Raw genomic sequence first — 16,138 nt, forward strand, 5'->3', positions numbered from 1 at the left:
CATGCCAGCAAGGTCCGTGCCGAGCAACGTCGCGGACGACGCTGCACCCCCGGCATCCGGTCGCCTGCGTATCAAACATGAGCGGATGCGTTCGGTCAGTCGACGGGATTGCTCCGTTGCGGTTTGCTTCGCTTCACCGAGCCGATCCGCTCGATCTCGACAAGGGTGGCGAAATCCCGCTCTTCCTCCTCGCGCGCGGCTGCCGCTTCATGCTCCCGCCGCCGACCATCGAAGTCGGCGTAGACCCGTCCGGCCTCAGCTTCGGCCTCTGCGGCGGAGACCCGGCCGGCGTTGGCCAGCACATCGCGCTCGTTGAAGGTCAGAAACGCATCGGTTCGTTGCACCCACTCGGCCATCAGAATCTGCTGCCGTCTACGGGCTCGGTCCTCCGCGAAGTCCAGAAACATCGTGGTCAGCCGGTTGAGTTCGATGACCTCGTCCTCGGTGAGGTAGTTCTTCGCGACCGTGACATCCGACTTGCGCACCTGTCGGCCAGGCCAGGTCGTCAGACCCATCGACGGTGATGCGGCGTCCGCCCGGGCGATGATGAGCTCTCCGGCAGTGTGTCCGGTGACGGCATAGAGCAGCTTGTTCTGGATCGTGGCGAAGAAGGTCTTGGCAACGGTGCTAACCGGCGAGTAGTCAGCGCTCGTCGTGGCGAAGATGTCACGCACCTTCTGGTAGAACCGCTTCTCTGACGCACGGATGTCTCGGATTCGTGCGAGGAGCTCTTCGAAGTAGTCAGCGGCTGTGGCGTCCTTCAGCCGCTCGTCCTGCATCGCGAAGCCCTTGACGAGGTACTCAGTCAGCACCGTGGTGGCCCATTGCCGGAACTGCACCGCCCTTGACGTGGTGACGCGGTAGCCGACCGCCAGGATCATTTCCAGGTTGTAGAACTTCATCTCGCGTCGGACCTGACGGGTGCCCTCAGTGCGAACTATCAACTCTGAGTTGATAGTTGCCTCGCCCACCTCGCCGTCCGCGAGTACACGGGCGATCACCTGCTGAATGTTCTGCACGGAGGTGCCGTACAACTCGGCGATCTGCTGCTGCGTCAGCCAGACCGTGCCATCAATGGCACGCAACTGGACGACCGAGCCGCCGTCGTCGCGGCGATAGAGAATGATCTCTCCGGCATGGTCGACCATGAATCTCCGTCCATTCCAGGGCAAGCACGCATGGACAACTATAGGCCGTGTGGCCATTAGATGCGACTTCGTTGGACTCAGGGCCTCGCTGGCTTCCGCTCCTCGGCGCGAACGGTCGGCGACTACGTGCGCGCCTGATCACGCAGAGGCGTGCACCTGATCATGCAGCAACGTCCGTGCCGAGCGACGTCACGGCGTTGAGCAGTAGTCCGTCGCACGGCTGAAGCCCAGGTCGAACTGCTCGTCCGTCAGGTTGATCAGCTCCGGTCCCTGGCCGGCGGCCGCCTGGTACCGGTTGCGCAAGGCCTGGGTCCACACCTGCCGGGCGGCGTTCAGGATCTGTCGCGGGTCGCCGCCGTTCCCCCGAAGCTCGATGTAGTACGCCGCCGTGCGGGACCGCATGCGCAGCTGGGCGTTGAAGATCTCGGCGCCACCGGCCGCACCGTGCAGCACCCCGGCGCAGCCGACGACCGCCCTCAAGGACAGTGGTCCTCCGGCGGTCGCGTCCGCGAGCAGCTGCCCGGCCGCGACCGGGTCCGCGTCCAGCGGCAGTGGGGTCACCAGTACCACCTTGACCACCGCCGAGCCGTCCGTGACGGCCGGCGCAGGCTTGACCCGCACCGCTCCTGGCAGGTCCTCCTGCCGGGCCCACCGGAAGGCCGTGGTGAGCCCTGCGGGGTCGAGATTCATCGCCTTCACGATCAGCCGGTGCTGGAACTCGGCGAAGACCTTCCCGTCGGTGCCGAACTCGCCGCGCAGCGTGACCCCGAGCCGGTCCAGGTCCACCGGACCCACCCCGAGCGGTGCGAACACGCCGGGATCGGCACCGCCGGGCCCCGTCGGATACTCCGCGTCGGCCGGGTACTCGACGCCACCGAGGCGGAACCCGGGCGCGCCGTTGTCGCCGATGAACCAGTCGACGAGCACCGCCCGCTCGGAGACGTACTCGTGGATGCGGTCGCCGTCGCGGTACACGGCCATGAACACGGCATCGGAGTCGATGACGGTGCTGCTCAGCACCCGTGTGCGCAGCGTCGCGCTGAGCAACCTGGCCAGCCCGTCGGCGTCGGCGCGATCGTACGCATCCTCGCGTGGCAGCACCGCCACCCGGCCTGCCGCGGCGGGCACCACCCATGCGTCGGCACCAAGGCCGGTCAGGGCCGACACCACGTCGGCGAGGTCCCCGACCACCATCAGGTTTTCGTAGCTGCTGCCCACGTCGTGCGTACCCCCGTGCTCGTGATCGGCCAGCGGAGGATACGCCCGACGCCGCCAGTGGTCACCACCCGGACGCTCATGCTGGTCGGATCATCCCGGCGTGCCGCCGGTCAGCTCCTGGACAGCGGCGATGAACCGGCTCCGCTTGTAGGTGACGAACCGGTACTCGATGCCCGACGCCACGGTGACGGCCAGGCCGTTGGGGATGAAGCCGCCGGTCCGGTACTTCCGTATGTCCACGATGTCCGAAACGGCGATGTCCAGCGGCGCCCCGCGCCTTGCGGGCCCGCTCGCGGAGCGCCGCGGCGTACACGCTCACCGCGGTCGGGTCGTCCGGGGTCGCCGCCAGCCACGCGTCGAGCCACTCGGCGTCGTCGTGTGGCGCGGCCTCGGCCAGCGCCCAGATCCGGTGTCCGCGACGCTCCCAATCGGTGCCGGCCGCCGCGACGACATCGCGGGCCGCCGCCCAGTCGCCCGCGACCGCGCGGTCACGCATCGAGCGCAGGTCACCGTCGTCGAGCGCCCCGTCCTGGTCGACGACCGGCGGGGCGGGCGCTGGACCGCGCCTGAAGAGACGTCCGAACATCCGCGAAGCATACGAACCGACGATCCCGAACCGTGGGCAAGGTGACCTCAGGTCGGCTCGCTCCACTGGCCGCCGGTCAGGAAGCGGTCGATCGTCCTGGTGTACGGGTCCGGATCGAGCTGCCGCTGGCGCAGCCAGTCGTCGTCGAAGTACGTGCCGCGGTACGCGTCGGCGCCGTCGCAGATCAGTGTCGCGATGCTGCCCGTTTCGCCGGCTGCGCGCATACGGTCGACGAGGCGCAGGGCTGCCCAGAAGTTCGTGCCGGTGGACGGGCCTGCCGACCATCCGGTGGCGGTCGCGAGGTAGCGCATCGCGGCGACGCTTGCCGCATCCGGCACCGGCATGGCGAGATCGATGACCGAGGGCAGGAAGGCCGGTTCCACCCGTGGCCGGCCGATGCCCTCGATCCGGGACGGCATTCCGGTGCCGTAGCCGGGATATCCGGTGACCCAGCTGGGCCAGTAGGCGGAGTGCTCCGGGTCCACGGCCGCGAGGCGGGTGGGATAGCCGTGGTAGCGCAGGTGGCTGCCGAGTGCGGCGCTGGTCGCTCCGGTACCGACACCGACGACGACCCAGGCGGGCGGGTTCCCTTCCACGGCGACGACCTGGGCCAGCAGCGCCGCCCCGATGCCGTCCCCGGCGCGCCAGTCCTCGGCGTGCTTGGCGGCGGCGAGGTGGTCGAGGTAGTGCCCGCCGATCTCGGCGGCGAGCCGGGCGGCCTCGTCGTAGATCGCCGCCGGCGGATCGAACGGGTGGCAGGTGCCGCCGTACCGCTCGATGCGGTCCCGCTTCGCCGGTGACGTCCGGCCCGGAACGACAGCGATGAACGGCACCCCGATCAGCTGCGCGAAGTAGGCGGTGGCGATCGCGGTGTTGCCGGCGGTGGCCTCGACCACGGTGGTGTCCTGCCGGATGTCGCCCCGCACGACCGCGTCCTCCATGAGCCGCCGGACGAGCCGGTGCTTGAGGCTCCCGGTGGGACGCTGGGACTCGTCGCGGAAGTACAGCCGGACGCCCCAGGACTGCGGCAGCGGGTACCGGCGCAGCGCGATGGGCTTCTCCTCGGCCGCCTCGGCGCGCAGCCGCGCCAGTGCCTCCTGCGCCCAGCGGCGTTCACCGTCCTGCGACGAGCGGCCGGGATCACCCACACCGGCCATGATCGCATGCCCGCACGCGGCCGATCAGCCGCCGCGCAAAGGAGCGCCCACCGGATCGGCCGCTGCGCAAACGGGGCGCCCACCGGATCCGGCGGGCACCCCGGACTGCTCATGTCACCTGTAGGTGATGTCGCTCCTGTTCACCTTGCAGTTGGCGTCGTTCCAGCCCTCACCGAGGTAGCTCGGCTCGGAGCCTTTGCTGACACCCTTGTACTTGCCGCACACCGTGATGCTGGAGGCGTTGTAGACCGTCACCCGCGTGATCGTCGCGGTGTCACCCCAGTTGGAGTTGATGCCGGCGACCATGTCCACGTCGTCGACGATCACGTTGTCGATCTTCACGTGCCGCTGGTACGAGCTGGAGCAGTTCCCGCACGCCCGGTACAGCTTGCCGGACCCCTTGAGGTAGAAGCCGCTGATGCTCACGGTGCCGTTGCCGTTGTGCTGGAACGTCTTGTCCGAGCCCGACCGGGCGCCGCCGCCGATCACGTACGAGGTGCCGCCGCCGGTGCCCTTGAACGTCGCGGCGTCCTCGCCGATGTCGTTCCACCACACGTTCCTGATCGTGCAGGTGCCTTCGCAGTGCACGCCGTCGCCGGCGGGCGAGCCGAGGATGACGTTCTGCAGGGTGCCACCGTTGGCGATCTTGAACATCGGGTCCTGGCTCTCCGACTGGCCGCCGTCGCCGATGCAGCAGTAGGTCTTCATCCCGCCGTCGAACGTGCCGGAGACGGTGATCGTCCCGGAGATCTTCACGCTGCCCTGCGACGCCGGCCACGACGTGGTCGGGTTGCCGCCGCCACCGCCGGTCGAGGTCGGCGTCGGGTTACCGGTGGGGCCGGCCGTCGGGGTCGACGTCGGGTTCGAGCCGCCGCCGGCGTACGTCTCGAACTCGGCGATCCGCGGCGCGCCGGACGCGCTGGTGATCTCGAAGGTGATCTTCTTCAGCGAGACCGAGGAGAAGTTGATGGTGCTCGGGCTGCCGCTGCCGCTGGCCAGGACGGCGCTCGTGTCGTGGTTGAGGACGCGCCAGGCACCGATGGAGCCGCCGCCCGAGGCCTGCCGGATGACCGCCGAGGCCACCGTCGTCGCGCTGCCCCACTTGATCGAGATGGAGCCGGTCGAGCCGTCCGGCGACCAGTAGGTGCTGGTGTTGCCGTCCTTGACATTGCCGTAGCTGGTACCGCTGGCCTTGCTGGAGCCGTCGGCGCCGGCGCCGAGGCTCAGGTTGTCGGCTGCCGAGGCCTGGGGTACCTGCAGCACCAGCGTGACACCGGCGGCTGCGACCGCGGCAGCTCCCCCAGCTAGCCACCGTACGGCGACTGGTCGTCTCATCCGTGTCTCACCTTCCGAGAGAGGGTCGCGCCCTCCGCGACGGGAAAGCGCTTTCCTGGGAAAGTAGAGACAGATCAATGCCGGGGCAAGGTGGCGTCCGGTATGTACCTGTTATGGGCGGTACCAGGTGTGAAAATTGCAGGCCCCAGGTCGTTCAGCGCCGGCATCCGCCGACCGCCGCGTCAGTGCCCGCTGTCCGGGCTGCGGCGCTCATTGATCCGGGCCAGGATGAACCCGTCGTACCCGCGGCCGCCGACGGTCTGGACCGCGACCGAGTCGACGTCGGCCCGGCCGGCGAGCGTGTCAACGAGCCGGCGTACGCCCTCGGACGCCTCGTCGGCGCTGTGCAGCACCCGGCCGCCGCGGACCACGTTGTCGACGACGATGAGCGTTCCCGGCCGGCCGAGCCGGACCGCGTAGTCGAGGTAGACGGCGTTGGACGCCTTGTCCGCGTCGATGAAGGCGAAGTCGAACGGTTCGGGCCGCTCGTCGAGCAGCGCCCGCAGGCCGTCGGCGGCCGGCCCGACCCGGATGTCGACGAGGCCGCCGACGCCGGCCCGGTCGACGTTGGCCCGGGCCACCTCGGCGTGGTGCGGCTCCAGCTCGAAGGTGACCAGCCGGCCGGGCCGGGTGATCGCCCGGGCCATCCAGACGGCGCTGTACCCGCCGAGCGTGCCCACCTCCAGGACCCGCCGCGCGCCGATACTGCGGACCAGCAGCGCGAGCAGCTTGCCCTGGGCGGCCGACACGCTGATCGGCGGCAGCCCGGCGGCCTCGGCGGCGCGCTCCACGGCCGCCAGTTCGTCGTCCTCGCCGACCAGCGCGGCGGAGAAGTACTCGTCGACGGCCGCCCACGTCGACTCCTCAGATCGATCCGGCCGCCCCGAACCGGCGGCGGCGATGGTCTCGTTGCTCATGTGTCTCGGGCCCTTCGGTCGTGTTCGCTGGTCACCTCGACGCTAGGGCCGGCCGCTGGAGCCGGGGAAACGATTCGCCTCAGCCGGATCGTCCGGATCCCGATCCCGAGCTCAGCCGCCGTACGGCACGGTGATGATCTCCAGGTTGTGACCGTCGGCGTCCTCCCAGTACAGCCCGCGGCCGCCGTCGTTGGTGTTGATCCTTCCCGGCTGCCGGTGGTGCGGATCCGCCCAGTACGGCAGGGCGTGCGCCTGGATGCGGGCGAAGATCTCGTCGAACTCCGCCTCCGACACCAGGAACGCGTAGTGCTGGGGATGGACGGTGCCGCTCTCCTGCATGAAGTCGAGCGAGCAGTTGTTGGCCAGCTCGACGACCAGGAACGGACCGTACGGAACCGGCTCCGTCACGCCCAGCAGCTCGGCCAGGAGCCGGGCCGAGCGCTCCCGGTCACGCACATGAACGATGGTGTGGTTGAGCTGGACGGGCATGACATCCAGGCTACGCCGAACCGCCGCGGGGAATCGGCACCGGCAGGGGTTGAGGCGGCGGGTGAGAACGGCCGGAGATCGGGGGGTGCGACGGGGCGGAGAGCCAGGCGGGTGATGGTGGCTCGAGCGTCGCGCCGCAGGTACCGTGCGACCGCAACGCCCTCGTGCGGCTGTCGCCCGACGGCCGCCTCCTCGCCGTCGCCCATCAGCAGGACGGCCGCCTCGTCATCGACATCGTCGACGTCGAGTCGGGCCGCTCGCGGCACGCGGTGAGCGTCGGCGACGCCGCCCGCCCCGCCGCCCCCGCCTGGCACTCGGACACGGCGGTGCGGCTGGCCTGGTACCGGCCGCCGGCGTCGGGCAAGGTGCTGCTCGAGGAGGTGCTGCGGATCTCCGTCGCCAGCGCGCCGTGACCACTGCGCACCCCCGGTGCGCTCGCTCATGAACCGGGGTCACGACCCGTTGCGGCGCTGACGGGCTCCGCGGCCTCCGCCGGTGCCGGGTGGCGGCGGCGGTACCGCTGCAGCACGAGCCCACCGAGCTCCGCGACGTGCTCGGCAGGGCCCGCATCCCCGCGCGTACCGCACTGATATCGACGTCCGTCTTGACGGGTGCTCATGGATGTGTTTACCGTCACTCATCGCTTTTAACAAAGTTTCCTAACTGTTGGTGAGGTGAACGTGAAACGATCCCTTCGCCAGGTCCTCCTGGCCGGGGCCGTCGTGACCGTCGTGGCCGCTACCGTTGCCGCCGTGCCGCTGGTGCAGGCGAACGCCGCCGCCGCGTGTGCCCCGGCGTGGAGCTCCTCGGCCATCTACGTCAAGGACAACGTCGTGTCGTACCAGGGCCACAACTACACCGCGAAGTGGTGGACCCAGAACGAGGTGCCGACCGCCAGCGGCCAGTGGGGCGTCTGGGCCGACAACGGCGTCTGCGGGGGCGGCACGACACCCACCACGCCGCCGGTGACGAGCAACCCGCCGACCTCGAACCCGCCGACGAACCCCGGCGGTGGCGGCAAGAACGTCGTCGGCTACTTCGCCGAGTGGGGCGTGTACGGCCGCAACTACCACGTGAAGAACATCGTCACCAGCGGCTCGGCGTCGAAGCTGACCCACATCCTGTACGCGTTCGGCAACACGACCGGCGGCCAGTGCTCGATCGGTGACAGCTACGCCGACTACGACAAGGCGTACACGGCGGCCGACTCGGTCGACGGCGTCGCCGACACCTGGGACGCCGGCGCGCTGCGCGGCAACTTCAACCAGCTGCGCAAGCTCAAGCGGCTGTACCCGAACATCAAGGTGATCTGGTCGTTCGGCGGCTGGACCTGGTCCGGCGGCTTCACCCAGGCCGCGGCGAACCCGACCGGCTTCGCCAACTCCTGCTACAACCTGGTCAAGGACTCCCGCTGGGCCGACGTCTTCGACGGCATCGACATCGACTGGGAGTACCCGAACGCCTGCGGCCTCAGCTGCGACTCCAGCGGTCCGGCCAGCTACAACAACGTGATCACCGCCCTGCGCAACAGGTTCGGGCAGAACTTCCTGATCACCTCGGCGATCTCGGCGGACGGCTCCAACGGCGGCAAGCTCGACGCGGCCGACTACGCCTCCGGCATCTCCAAGCTCAACCTCGTGTTCCCGATGACCTACGACTACTTCGGCGCCTTCAGCCCGCAGGGTCCGACGGCCCCGCACTCGCCGCTGAACTCGTACGCCGGCATCCCGCAGCAGGGCTTCTGGTCCGACGCGGCGATCCAGAAGCTCAAGAGCAAGGGCGTGCCGGCCAGCAAGATGCTCCTGGGCATCGGCTTCTACGGCCGCGGCTGGACCGGCGTCACCCAGTCCGCCCCCGGCGGCACCGCGACCGGTGCGGCGCCCGGCACGTACGAGGCGGGCATCGAGGACTACAAGGTCCTCAAGAACACCTGCCCGGCCACCGGCACCGTCGGCGGCACCGCGTACGCCAAGTGCGGCAGCAACTGGTGGAGCTACGACACGCCGAGCACCATCGCCGGCAAGATGACCTACGCCAAGCAGCAGGGCCTCGGCGGAGCGTTCTTCTGGGAGTTCTCCGGCGACACCAGCAACGGCGAGCTCATCACCGCGATCAAGAACGGTCTCGCCTGACACGGTGAGGCGACGAGCCGCCGCGGCCCCGGTCCCGGGCCGCGGCGGCTCGGCCGTTTCCGCGTCGCTTCCCGTGCGGCGAGGGAGTGCTCAGCCGATGGGCTTCTCGAGGTCGCGGATCTGCATCCACAGCGCCTGATACGCCGGCGAGCTGCCCCGATCGGTGCGGCCACGCCGACGAGGGGCCGCGAACGTCCCCCGGCTCCGCCTGACACGCCGCCGCCCGGCGCCGTGCGGGTCTGTTACGCGTCCAGTGCGACCGTCGCGCGGATGTCGCCGAGGCCGCGGGCCACGAGCAGGCGCCCGGGGCCGACGCCCGTCCAGCGGGCGCTCGCGGTGTCCCAGCGCCGCAGCAGCCGCGGATCCGCCGGCACCTCGACCGTCACCGGCTGCCTCGGCGCCGCCTGGACGGCGCGCCAGCCGACGAGCCGCACCGGCTGCGCCGGGTCGTCCGGCTGGAAGTACACCTGGACGACCTCACGGCTCGGGCGGGTGCCGGTGTTGGTCACCGTGACCGCGACCACCGGCGCGGGCGCCGCCGCGGCGAGGCGGGCGTCGGCGTACTCCCACGTCGCGTAGCCCAGGCCGTGGCCGAGCCAGAACCGCGGCGGCGGGGCGTGGCCGGCGAAGTGCCCGCGGTACCCGATGAAGGCGCCCTCGGTGTACGGCAGATCGCCGTCGACCGGGGTCACCGACCAGGCCGGGGCCTGACCGTCGCCGGCCGGGAACGTGGTGACCAGGCGGCCGGCCGGCTCGATGTCGCCGGTGAGCGCGGCCGCCACGGCGTGGCCGCCCTCCTGGCCGGGCAGGCCGGCCCACAGGACGGCCTCGACCTCGTCGAGCCACGGCATGAGCACCGGCGTCGCGGCGTTGACCACGACCACCGTCAGCTTCGCCGCGGCCGCCACGGCGCGGACCAGGTCGTCCTGGGCGCCGGGCAGCCGCAGCGTGGTCTTGTCGACGGCCTCGGTCTCCTGCTCCTCGGTCAGGCCGACGACCACCACGGCGACGTCGGCGGCGGCTGCGGCGGCGGCGGCCGTGGCGAGGGCCTCGGCGTCGGGGCGGGGCGCGGGGTGCGCGATGAGCCCGTAGAGCCCGACGCCGGCCAGCGGCGAGTCGGCGAGATCCGGCGGGCGCAGCCCGGCCTCGCCCTCGATCAGGTCGCCGGCGCTGACGTCGACCACGTCGGCCGCCCGCGGCGGCGCCAGGATCTCCTCGCCGATGCCGGAGCCGGACACCCGCAGCTCGTAGCGCAGTTCGTGACCGGCGACGCGCAGCCGCCACGAGCCGGGGCCCATCGCGCCGAGCTGGATCGGGCCGCTCGCGTTGACCCGGGCCCGGAACCGGACGGTGGCCACGGTGGCGTCGAAGTCGTCGTCGACGCCGACCGCGGTGACGGCGCCGGGCGCGTGGCGCTCCTCGATGACGGCGCCGGCCTCGTCCAGCAGGATGACGTGGACGCCCGGCTCGCCGGTGACGGGTTCGGTGAGGAAGCCGCCGCGGGCCGGCACCGGCCGGGTGCGGACCCCCACGCCGTCGGTGACGGTGACGTCGCCGGGCAGGCGGGCGCACAGGCCCTCCGCGACGCTGACCTGGTACGGCGGGTTGACCTGCGCCGAGCCGCCACCCATGTCGACGGTCTCGATCGCGTGCCGGCCGATGAGGGCCACCCGCTCCCCCGGGCGCAGCGGCAGCGCGGCGTCGCGGTTCGTCAGCACGGTCATGCCCGCCGCGGCGAGCCGGATCAGCTGCTCGCGGCGCGCCGGGCTGTCCGGGGCCGGCAGGTCGACCGGGTAGCCGCGCGGCTTGCCCAGCGCGCCGGCCCGGTCGGCGAGGCGCAGCACCCGCCGGACGTGGTCGTCGATGACCGGCTCGGCGACCTCGCCGGACTCGACGGCGGCCACGAGCGCGTCGCCCCATGGGCCTTCCGGGCCGGGCATCACCAGGTCGAGCCCGCCGTTGGCGGCCGCGGCCACGGTACGCGTCGCGAACCAGTCGGACATGATCAGTCCCTGGTACCCCCACTCGCCCTTCACGACCTCGTTGTTCACGTGCTGCTGCTCGGTGGCGGCGACACCGTTGACGTCGTTGTAGGCGGCCATCATCGACCACGGGTCGGACTCGTCGACCGCGATCTCGAACGGCAGCAGGTACAGCTCGCGCAGCGTGGCCTCGTCCACGACGCTGTTCACGGTGTTGCGGTCGGTCTCGGACTCGTTGGCGACGAGGTGCTTCAGGCAGGCGCCGACGCCGCGCTCCTGCAGGCCGCGCACGTAGGCGGCGGCGAGCCGGCCGGTGAGCAGCGGGTCCTCGGAGTACGCCTCGAAGAGCCGGCCGCCCAGCGGCGAACGGTGCAGGTTGATGGTCGGGCCGAGCACCACGTGGATCCGCTGGGCCATCGCCTCCTCGGCGAGCAACCGGCCCACCTCGTGGGCGGTGTCCTCGCTCCACGCGGAGGCGAGCAGGGTGGCGTTGGGCAACAGCGCGACGGTCCGGCCACCGCTGAACTTCGGGCCGCGCACGCCGGTGGGCCCGTCGGAGAGGCGCAGCTCGCCGAGGCCGATCGCGTCGCAGGGCGCGAGGGTGAAGGTGGTGGCGCCGGTCAGCAGGGTGACCTTGTCGCGCAGGTCGAGGGTGCCGATGAGTTCGGCGTGGTTGCCAGTCATGGTGGGGGCCTACGGCACTTTCTTGACGGGGATGATGGCGAGCGCGCCGACGAAGGTCAGGGCGGCGGCGGTGAGGTACAACAGGTCGTAGTTCCGGCCGGCGCCGGCGCCGGCGCCGAGCAGCACCGCGCCGAGCAGCGGCGCCAGCGTCTGCGGCATGGCGTTGGCGATGTTGAAGACGCCGAGGTCCTTGGCGTTGTCCTCGGGGCGGGGCAGGACGGCGAGCACGAGCGCCAGGTCGACGCCCATGTAGATGCCGTACGCGGCGCCGAGGACGGCCTCGACGAAGTAGAAGCCGCCGACCGTGTCGACCTGGGTCAGCATGACCAGGCCGACGGCGAACAGCGCGGTCACGGTGGCCGACTGCCGGGGCGGGATCTGGTCGGCGATGGTGGCCAGGTAGGCGGCGAAGCAGGCGTTGGCGGCCAGCTGCGCGGCGAACCAGGCGACGATCAGCGTCGGCACGTTGCCGGCGACCGCGATGACGAACAGGCACACGGCCAGGCCGATGCTGCCGCCGACCATCCAGGGCCGTCGCCGGCCCCAGCGGCCGGTGGTGCGGTCGGACAACCGGCCGAAGATCGGGTTGCCGAGCAGGGCGGCGATCGCGCCGATGCCGAGGATCAGGCCCTGCGCCGACGGCGCACGGTCGGCACCGACGACGGCAGTCACTTTGATCGCCATGCTGACGGTCACCGGACCGAGCAACGCGATGAACAACGCCATCTGGGCAAGGGCGAACGGGACGATGAGCTTGAGGCCGGCCTTCTCGGTGGGCGGCGGGATGCCGAGCTCGTACTCCGGCTCGACGTGCTCATGCCCGCTGATGCCCGACGTCATGATCGACGCGGGCAGCTCGGAGCTGCTCGGCGTGGCCGCGTTGATGATCTCGGCGAACTCGTGATGGTGCGTCGTCGGACGGCCGGTGTCCTTCATCCCGGTACCTCCTGCACAAAGGTCCGACCGTGGCTGAATAGCCTGATCAGGACCGGTTAAACCGGTCCTGCGACACGTGTGGATCACTCGTGCCGGCGCCCCGCGTGGGGTGCGTGCGCCCGAAGATCATCGGCGCTGCCGGTGAGGGCGGGCAGCGCTGTAGAAGCCGTCGATGTGCGCTTCGACGCGTGCGGCGGCAAGGTCGCCGTCGCCTGCCAGGATCGCGTCGTGGATGGCTTGGTGCTCGCCGGCGAGCCGGGCGGCCATCGACGGGAAGTCGGCCACGGCCTGCAACGCACGCAACAGCGTCGGGCGCATGGCGGTCCGTAGCGCCGTTGTCAGCTCGGCGACGAGGACGTTGCCGCCGGCCTCGGCGATCGCCAGGTGGAACGCGGTGTCCAGGTCGTTGAACTCGGCCACGCCGATCCCGGGGGCCGCCATCGCGGTGAGGTGTTCCGCAAGGACAGCATGGTCCTGTGGGCGGGCGTGCTTGGCGGCCAGCCGGGTGGACTCACGCTCCAGTGCGATGCGGGCACGCACGACGTCGGTGGTGTCGATGCTCGCCAGCATCACGTGCAGGCTGATCAGGTGGGTCAGTGCGGCGCCCGGGACGGCGGACAGCAGGGTGCCCGAGTCCGGTCCGGACCCCGTGCCCTGCACGACCGTCCCCATTGCCTCCAGGATCCGGATGGCCTCGCGCACCGCCGACCTGCTGGCGCCGAGGGCTGTCGCAAGGTCGCGTTCGGCCGGCAGGCGGTCGCCGGCTTTCAACGTCCCGGTGGCGATCTGGTCCTCGATGTGCGCCAGTACCACCTCGTGAATGCGGCGCCTCGCAGCGCGTGCGTCGCCCGCCTCGGCATCCCGGCTCCCGGCCACGGAAACTCCTGTCCACATGGTTGCGAACGTGTTTCGGGCAGCCTATCGTGTGGTCGGACCACATGTGGTCCGACCACACGACGGGAGTCGCCATGGTTCAGCAGTTGGAGGCGACGGCCCTCGACAAGCGGATGCTCGCGCACCTGCGAGCCATTGTCGGCGCCGACCATGTCCTCACCGCGCCCGGTGACCTGGAGCCGTATGCCTCCGACGCCACACCGCTGTTCCGCGCCCGCCCCGACGCGGTGGTGGCACCCGCCACGACCGGTGAGGTGGCGGCGGTGCTGCGCCTGGCGACCGAACACCGCATCCCGGTCACCCCGCGCGGCGGCGGCTCCAACCTCGCGGCCGCCACCGTGCCCGAACACGGCGGCATCGTGCTGTCGATGACGCGGATGAACCGGATCCTCGAGATCAGCGGCCAGGAGCTCCTCGCCGTCGTCGAGCCCGGGGTGTCCGTCGCCGAGCTGGCCGACGCGGCGGCCAAGCAGGGTCTGCTCTACCCGCCCGACCCGGGCAGCCGCACCGTTGCCACCATCGGCGGCAACGTCGCCACGTGCGCCGGCGGGTTGCGCGGTCTCAAGTACGGAGTCACCCGCAACTACGTCCTCGGCCTGGAGATCGTGCTGGCGACCGGCGAAGTGCTGCGCACCGGCGGTCGCCTGTGGAAGGACGTCGCCGGCTACGACATCACCCGGCTGCTGACCGGCTCGGAGGGCACCCTCGCCGTGCTCACCGAGATCACGGTCGGGCTCCTTCCGCAGCCCGAGACGTCCCGCGTCGGCCTCGCGTACTTCTCCACGCTGGCGGATGCCAGCGCCGCGGTGACCGGGATTCTCGCCGGTGGCACGCTGCCGGCGACGCTGGAGTTCCTGGACCGCCGCTGCGTCAACGTGGTCGAGGACCATGCGCGTCTCGGGCTCGACCGCGAGGCCGGCGCCCTGCTGTTGTTCGGGGACGACGGCTCGCCGGCCACCGTCGACGCGACGATGCTGCGGATGAGCGAGGCATGCCGTGCCGCCGGGGGCCGCGGCATCCAGCTCGCCGGTGAGGTCGTCACCTCCGAGGACCTGCTCGCCGCGCGCCGCTGCTGCCTGCCGGCGCTGGCCCGCCTCGCGCCGGTCACGATGCTGGAGGACGTGACGGTACCGCGCCCGAACCTGCCGGCGATGGTGACCGCGATCGACGAGATCGCAGCCCGGCACGGGGTCGTGTGCGCGACCTTCGGGCATGCCGGGGACGGCAATCTGCATCCGACGATCGTCTTCGACCCCGCCGACGAAGACGCCAGGCAGCGGGCCGAGCGCGCATTCGACGAGATCTTCCATATGGCACTGAAGCTCGACGGCACCATCACGGGGGAACACGGGGTCGGCGCGACGAAACGGCCGTGGCTGGCGGCACGGCTCGGCGAAGCGCAGCTGGCGCTGATGCGCCGGCTCAAGACGGCGTTCGACCCCGCGGGCATCCTCAATCCTGGAAAGCTCGGCTCGTGACGGCATCGCAAGAGAAGCGGGCCGGCGCGAGCGCCGACGTGCACCGCGCCAACACATCGGTGTTCGATGCCGCCGCGCTGTCGGCCTGCATCTCGTGCGGGTTCTGCCTGCCGGCCTGCCCGACGTACGCGACGACACGTGACGAACGGTCGAGCCCGCGTGGCCGCATCAACCTGATGCGGGCGCTGCACGAGGGCCGGCTCGAACCGGACGACGCCAGCCTGCGCGAGCAGTCCTCGTTCTGCCTGGGCTGCCGCGCGTGCGAGCCGGCCTGTCCCGCCGGGGTCCCGTACGGGCAACTGCTCGAGCAATGGCGTGACCACCAGTGGCGAGGACGGCGTACCCCGCTGAAAGTGGCCGCGCTGCGCGTCGCGCTGCGGATGCGCATGATCCTGGCGATCGGGGGCCGGCTACGCCGCGCCGCGGCGACCAGCGGACCCGCGTCCGGCGAGGGGCCGCAGCTGATGCTGGGTTGTGCCGAGCGGGTGCTCTTCCCGCGCGTCTCCCGCGCCGTCCGGCGGCTCATACCCGGTGTCCAGGTACCGTCCGGTCAGGGATGCTGCGGTGCGCTGCACGCACACAACGGCGCGAGCAGGATGGGGGTACGCCTTGCCGAGGACCTGGGCCGGCGGATGCCCGGCACGATCCTCACCACGTCGGGCGGGTGCGCGGCGCATCTCGCGCACGTGCTCGGGCGCGACCGCGTGCGGGAGCTGTCCGAGTTGCTCCACGCCGGTGATCTGCCCGATCTCGGGCCGGTGACGGTGGGCGGCCGCCGGGCCCGGGTCGCGTTGCAGGACTCGTGCCACCTGCGCAACGGCCTGGGCACCCACCGGCAGCCACGCGAGCTCATCGCCCGGGTCGCGGATCTTGTGGAGCTGCCTTCGGCCGCGACCTGCTGCGGCGCGGCCGGCACGTACTCGTTGCTGCGCCCCCGCGACGCCGCCGCAGTGCTCGCCCCCAAGCTCGACGAGATCGACGCCGCCGGTGTCGACTACGTCGTCGTGGTCAACCCCGGCTGTCAACGACAACTCGTCGCCGGCCTGCGTCGCCGCCGCTCGCCCACTCAGGTGCTCCACCTCGCCGAGTTGCTCGCGCTCGCAGCCGTCGCCGCACCACCGAACGGCGCGACCGCGCCCTGAGCCGCCGAACTGTTGTTCCGTCCAGGAAAGGAGAAAGACG

At 71.2% G+C, this 16,138-nt stretch carries 14 protein-coding genes; 4 read left to right on the forward strand and 10 right to left on the reverse strand.

The annotated features are described in order from the left end of the window. Nucleotides 1–95: 95 nt before the first annotated feature. The 7 genes from AB0H83_RS08835 to AB0H83_RS08865 form a co-directional block, all read right to left on the reverse strand. Nucleotides 96–1,148: a virulence RhuM family protein gene (locus AB0H83_RS08835; RefSeq protein ID WP_360089207.1), complete on the reverse strand. Its 1,053-nt coding sequence runs from the start codon at nt 1,146–1,148 to the stop codon at nt 96–98. Between the two features lie 189 nt (nt 1,149–1,337). Then, a complete protein-coding gene (locus AB0H83_RS08840; RefSeq protein WP_360089210.1) occupies nt 1,338–2,342 on the reverse strand; it encodes a hypothetical protein in 1,005 nt (334 codons plus the stop codon). A gap of 114 nt (nt 2,343–2,456) precedes the next feature. Continuing rightward, on the reverse strand, nt 2,457–2,606 hold the full coding sequence (locus tag AB0H83_RS08845) for a hypothetical protein (protein ID WP_360089213.1): 150 nt from the start codon (nt 2,604–2,606) through the stop codon (nt 2,457–2,459). Nucleotides 2,607–2,999: 393 nt separating this feature from the next. Further along, nucleotides 3,000–4,100: a pyridoxal-phosphate dependent enzyme gene (locus AB0H83_RS08850; RefSeq protein WP_360089216.1), complete on the reverse strand. Its 1,101-nt coding sequence runs from the start codon at nt 4,098–4,100 to the stop codon at nt 3,000–3,002. A gap of 123 nt (nt 4,101–4,223) precedes the next feature. Next, nucleotides 4,224–5,444 (reverse strand): pectate lyase, encoded by a 1,221-nt coding sequence (locus AB0H83_RS08855; RefSeq protein WP_360089219.1) that lies wholly within the window; start codon nt 5,442–5,444, stop codon nt 4,224–4,226. 182 nt (nt 5,445–5,626) lie between these two features. After that, nucleotides 5,627–6,361 carry an O-methyltransferase gene (locus tag AB0H83_RS08860; RefSeq protein ID WP_360089222.1) on the reverse strand — a complete coding sequence of 245 codons (735 nt, stop codon included), beginning with the start codon at nt 6,359–6,361 and terminating at the stop codon, nt 5,627–5,629. A gap of 111 nt (nt 6,362–6,472) precedes the next feature. Then, nucleotides 6,473–6,850 carry a VOC family protein gene (locus tag AB0H83_RS08865; protein WP_360089225.1) on the reverse strand — a complete coding sequence of 126 codons (378 nt, stop codon included), beginning with the start codon at nt 6,848–6,850 and terminating at the stop codon, nt 6,473–6,475. Between the two features lie 164 nt (nt 6,851–7,014). Between AB0H83_RS08865 and AB0H83_RS08870 the strand changes: the two genes are divergently transcribed. Both AB0H83_RS08870 and AB0H83_RS08875 read left to right on the forward strand, forming a co-directional pair. Continuing rightward, nucleotides 7,015–7,263, forward strand: a complete 249-nt coding sequence (locus tag AB0H83_RS08870) for a hypothetical protein (protein WP_360089228.1) — start codon at nt 7,015–7,017, stop codon at nt 7,261–7,263. 267 nt (nt 7,264–7,530) lie between these two features. Beyond that, entirely contained in the window at nt 7,531–8,982 is a 1,452-nt protein-coding gene (locus AB0H83_RS08875) for a glycosyl hydrolase family 18 protein (protein WP_360089231.1), read from the forward strand. A gap of 242 nt (nt 8,983–9,224) precedes the next feature. Here AB0H83_RS08875 and AB0H83_RS08880 read toward each other — a convergent pair whose 3' ends face one another. From AB0H83_RS08880 to AB0H83_RS08890, 3 genes are all read right to left on the reverse strand, one after another. Beyond that, nucleotides 9,225–11,648, reverse strand: coding sequence for a glycoside hydrolase family 3 C-terminal domain-containing protein (locus AB0H83_RS08880; protein WP_360089234.1), 2,424 nt, complete (start codon nt 11,646–11,648; stop codon nt 9,225–9,227). A gap of 9 nt (nt 11,649–11,657) precedes the next feature. Further along, a complete protein-coding gene (locus AB0H83_RS08885; protein ID WP_360089237.1) occupies nt 11,658–12,584 on the reverse strand; it encodes an MFS transporter in 927 nt (308 codons plus the stop codon). A 126-nt stretch (nt 12,585–12,710) separates the two neighbouring features. Then, entirely contained in the window at nt 12,711–13,397 is a 687-nt protein-coding gene (locus AB0H83_RS08890) for an FCD domain-containing protein (protein ID WP_360089240.1), read from the reverse strand. 155 nt (nt 13,398–13,552) lie between these two features. Here AB0H83_RS08890 and AB0H83_RS08895 point away from each other — a divergent pair, with 155 nt between their 5' ends. Further along, a complete protein-coding gene (locus tag AB0H83_RS08895) occupies nt 13,553–14,956 on the forward strand; it encodes an FAD-linked oxidase C-terminal domain-containing protein (RefSeq protein WP_360089243.1) in 1,404 nt (467 codons plus the stop codon). After that, nucleotides 14,953–16,098 carry a (Fe-S)-binding protein gene (locus AB0H83_RS08900; protein WP_360089246.1) on the forward strand — a complete coding sequence of 382 codons (1,146 nt, stop codon included), beginning with the start codon at nt 14,953–14,955 and terminating at the stop codon, nt 16,096–16,098. Before AB0H83_RS08895 ends, AB0H83_RS08900 begins: the two co-directional genes overlap by 4 nt. Nucleotides 16,099–16,138 lie beyond the last annotated feature (40 nt).

The sequence above is a fragment of the Dactylosporangium sp. NPDC050688 genome, from assembly GCF_040654515.1.
GTDB lineage: Bacteria > Actinomycetota > Actinomycetes > Mycobacteriales > Micromonosporaceae > Dactylosporangium.